5 protein-coding genes and 1 pseudogene are annotated in these 3,594 nt (G+C 66.6%); 4 read left to right on the top strand and 2 right to left on the bottom strand.

Annotation, left to right across the window (positions count from 1 at the left end; all coding sequences use genetic code 11):
* From AB4Y84_RS16175 to AB4Y84_RS16160, 4 genes and pseudogenes are all read left to right on the top strand, one after another.
* Positions 1–501, top strand: a pseudogene (locus tag AB4Y84_RS16175) (thioredoxin family protein); the annotation flags it as partial.
* Between the two features lie 222 nt (positions 502–723).
* Positions 724–1,353, top strand: coding sequence for a superoxide dismutase (locus tag AB4Y84_RS16170; RefSeq protein WP_442244818.1), 630 nt, complete (start codon positions 724–726; stop codon positions 1,351–1,353).
* The gene (locus AB4Y84_RS16165) at positions 1,350–1,925 is read left to right on the top strand and encodes a flavin reductase family protein (RefSeq protein WP_032975319.1); all 576 of its coding nucleotides are present in this window, start codon (positions 1,350–1,352) and stop codon (positions 1,923–1,925) included. Before AB4Y84_RS16170 ends, AB4Y84_RS16165 begins: the two co-directional genes overlap by 4 nt.
* Complete coding sequence (locus AB4Y84_RS16160; RefSeq protein ID WP_442244819.1) at positions 1,925–2,263, top strand: tetratricopeptide repeat protein; 339 nt, start codon at positions 1,925–1,927, stop codon at positions 2,261–2,263. The genes AB4Y84_RS16165 and AB4Y84_RS16160 overlap by 1 nt, the downstream gene beginning before the upstream one ends.
* Before the next feature lie 4 nt (positions 2,264–2,267).
* Here the strand turns inward: AB4Y84_RS16160 and AB4Y84_RS16155 are convergent, their stop codons facing one another.
* Both AB4Y84_RS16155 and AB4Y84_RS16150 read right to left on the bottom strand, forming a co-directional pair.
* Positions 2,268–3,416 carry a fatty acid desaturase family protein gene (locus AB4Y84_RS16155; RefSeq protein ID WP_025878576.1) on the bottom strand — a complete coding sequence of 383 codons (1,149 nt, stop codon included), beginning with the start codon at positions 3,414–3,416 and terminating at the stop codon, positions 2,268–2,270.
* 13 nt (positions 3,417–3,429) lie between these two features.
* Positions 3,430–3,594: 2Fe-2S iron-sulfur cluster-binding protein (locus AB4Y84_RS16150; RefSeq protein ID WP_442250439.1), on the bottom strand; the 165-nt coding region annotated here is incomplete at its 5' end.

Genomic DNA, 3,594 nt, shown 5'->3' with positions numbered 1-3,594 from the left:
CACGCGCGCCAGGCCACCATCAGCAGCGCCGTCTACGCGCTGCGTCAGGTCGATGACGATGCGGGCGCCGAGGCCTTGCTGCTGGCAGAGCTGAAGCGCAGCGAGCAGCCTTACTACTACATGCCGGAGCTGGCCGAACTGGCCGAGCAGCGTGGTGATACCGCCGGCGCCCTGGAATGGCTGAAGCGTGCCTATGAAGGCGCGCAGGGGCCTGCCACGCGCGTGCAGTGGGGCGTGCTGTACGTGGAAGGCCTGCTGCGGCTGGCGCCGGATGATGCACCGCGTATCGAGCAGGCCACCGAGGCGTTGATCGCCGAGCTGGACAAGCAGCCATCCGGCTACCACCAGCGCACGCGTCAGCGCTTCGAGCGGTTGGCGGGGCAGCTGCATGCGTGGAGCGCGAAGCACAAGGGTGCGGACACGCTGGCACGGTTGCAGCAGCGGATGCAGGCGGCCTGTGGTGATCAGGTTGATAGCGGCTGCAAGGAATGGTTGAGCTGACGCCAGACGCAGGATTCGACGGATACAGGTAGTGCCGGCGAGGGTTCTAAAAGCGGGTTCAGTAGTGCCAGCCCATGGCTGGCAGCTCGAAGTACATGAAGCTGCCAGCCATGGGCTGGCACTACTGAAGCTGCGTTGCCCGCTTGACCTCAACCAATGTTGAGGTGCGATAACAGTCTCCCCACGGCCATACCCCTGGCCTTCCCCACGGAGACTGTCTCGATGCCGTACTTGCTTCCCGCCCTCCCCTATGCCTACGACGCCCTCGAGCCGCACTTCGATGCGCGCACGATGGAAATCCATCACAGCAAGCATCACCAGGCCTACGTCAACAACCTCAATGCCGCGCTGGAACAGGCGAGCCTGCCGGCACAACCGGTAGAAACCCTGATCGCCGACCTCGACGCCCTGCCCGAATCGATCCGCGGTGCAGTGCGCAACAACGGCGGCGGCCACGCCAACCACAGCCTGTTCTGGACCGTGCTCAGCGCCAATGGCGGCACCGCCGATGACGAGCTTGCCGCGGCCATCGATCGCGACCTCGGTGGCTACGACGCCTTCAAGGAGGCGTTCAGCAAAGCGGCGCAGACCCGTTTCGGCAGTGGCTGGGCGTGGCTCACCGTCGATCACCAAGGCCGCCTGCAGGTCGAGAGCACCGCCAACCAGGACAGCCCGCTGATGGGCGCATCGGCTGGCGCCTCCGGCAATACCCCGATCCTTGCCCTGGATGTCTGGGAGCACGCGTACTACCTGCATTACCAGAACCGTCGCCCGGACTACATCGGCGCGTTCTTCAACCTCATCAACTGGGCCGAGGTCGGCCGGCGCTACCGCCAGGCCAGGGCCGCATGAACGCGGACTCCGGTGCATACGCCGGGCCGTGGGCGGGGGTGTTCCCCGCTCCGGCACCGGTGCCATCGGTCAGCCTGCCGCCGCGTGCGCTGCGGCGGTTGCTCGGCCATTTCCCTACCGGCGTGGCGATCGTCTGCGCCCGCGACGCACAGGGAAAACCGCAGGGACTGACCATCAACTCGTTCGTGCCGATTTCGCTGCAGCCGCCACTGGTGCTATGGAACCTCGCCCTGCATGCGCAGAGCCTGTCCACGTTCCAGCGCGCCACCCGGTTCGCGATCAGCGTGCTCGGCGCCGGCCAGGAAGCCCTGGCGCGCCGATTCGCTGATCCGCAGGTGCGCCATCGATTCACCGATGTGCCCTTGCTGGACGACGGCGAAGACGCGCCACCGCGTATCGCCGGCGCCGTGGTCCACCTCACCTGCACCCGCCACGCGCAGTGGCCGGTCGGCGATCACCTGTTGCTGGCCGGGCGCATTGTCGATGTGCAGGAAGCAGGCGGCGCACCGCTGCTGTTCCATCGCGGCCGCTTCCAGGCGGGACCGGTGGAAACCCTGCTGGAGGTGCGCTGATGGACATCGAAACGCTGGAGAGGATGCTTGCCGCCGGCAAGGACAGCGCACTGCTGCGCTTCGGCCTGGGCAAGAGCTGGCTGGATGCCGGCGACTCGGTACGCGCAGCCACCCATCTGGGCCGCTGCGTGGTGCTGGACCCGGACTACTCGGCGGCGTGGAAGCTGCTGGGCAAGGCCTGGCTGGCTGGTGGCCAGCCGCAGGCGGCGCGCGAAGCGTGGCAGCGCGGGCTCAGCGTGGCCGGCAGCAAGGGCGACCAGCAGGCCCGCAAGGAAATGCAGGTGTTCCTGCGCAGGCTGGATCGCGATTCGCCTGCGCTGTTGGCGAAGGCCGGCTGAAGACTCAGCCGGCGTTGGCCGACGCCGGAGCCGGCATGATGTCCGGCATCGGCAGGCGGCGCGGCTTGCTCGGGAACGCGTGGCGCAGGATACGCCAGACCACCTGGGTGAACTGCCGCGGCAGCGAGCCGTTGTTGTAGTGCTGGCCATAGCGCCGGCAGATTTCCTTCACTTCCTTGGCGATGGCCGCATAGCGGTTGGCCGGCAGGTCCGGGTAGAAGTGGTGCTCGATCTGGTGGCTGAGGTTGCCCGACAGCACGTTGATCACGAAACCACCGCTGATGTTGGACGAACCGCGCAGCTGGCGCAGGTACCAGTGGCCACGCGATTCATTGCGCAGGCATTCCTTCGGGAAGGTTTCCGATTCGGCGGTGAAGTGGCCGCAGAAGATGATCACGTAGGTCCAGATGTTGCGCAGGCCGTTGGCCACCATGTTGCCCAGCATCACCGGCAGGAAGAACGGACCGGCCAGCAGCGGGAAGAACACGTAGTCCTTCAGCACCTGGCGGATCATCTTGCGTGCCACCGGACGGGTCTGCAGCCACATCGCACGGCTGCTGATGCGGCCCTTGAACCAGCGCCCCAGGCGCAGGTCCTGCGCCGCCACGCCCCACTGGAACAGCAGCGCGAAGATCGGTGCGATGATCGGCTGCAGCAGGTAGAACGGCTTCCAGCGCTGTTCCGGGAAGATGCGCAGCAGGCCATAGCCGATGTCATCGTCCATGCCACGCACGTTGGTGTAGGTGTGGTGGCGGAAATTATGGGTCTTGCGCCAGTTGTCGGCGGTGGCAACGATGTCCCATTCGTAGGTGTTGCCGTTGAGCTTGGGATCGCCGGTCCAGTCGTACTGGCCGTGCATCACGTTGTGGCCCAGCTCCATGTTTTCCAGGATCTTGGCCAGCGCCAGCAGCAGCGTGCCGGCGATGCAGGCCGGCCACAGCAGCGGCGCCCAGAACAACGGAGAGAACGCGCCCAGGAACAGCAGGCTGCGGCCGAGCACGCCGGACCAGCGCACAGCCGCTGCGACGCGGCGGATGTAACGGGTGTCGGAGGCGCCGAGGCTGCCGATCACACGGTCGCGGATCGCATCGAGTTCCTCACCAAACGTCTGCATCTCGGCAGGGCTCAGGGCACGGTCGGTAGCGCGGGTCATGGCAGCGGAGTCCTCAGAGATCCAGGGTCAGGTCGGTGGTCGGCGCGCTCACGCAGATCCGCACCGGCACGGCCGTTTCGGACTGGGTGTCGCCGGTGCGCAGGTGGCGGGTGGTGCCACTGACGCGTTCACAGGTACAGCTGTTGCAGATGCCCATGCGGCAGCCGTGCTTGGGCGC

Source organism: Stenotrophomonas sp. 2YAF22, assembly GCF_052114665.1.
GTDB lineage: Bacteria > Pseudomonadota > Gammaproteobacteria > Xanthomonadales > Xanthomonadaceae > Stenotrophomonas > Stenotrophomonas indicatrix.
Note: the sequence above shows the minus strand (reverse complement) of the source record. Positions and strands in the feature narration are given on the sequence as shown.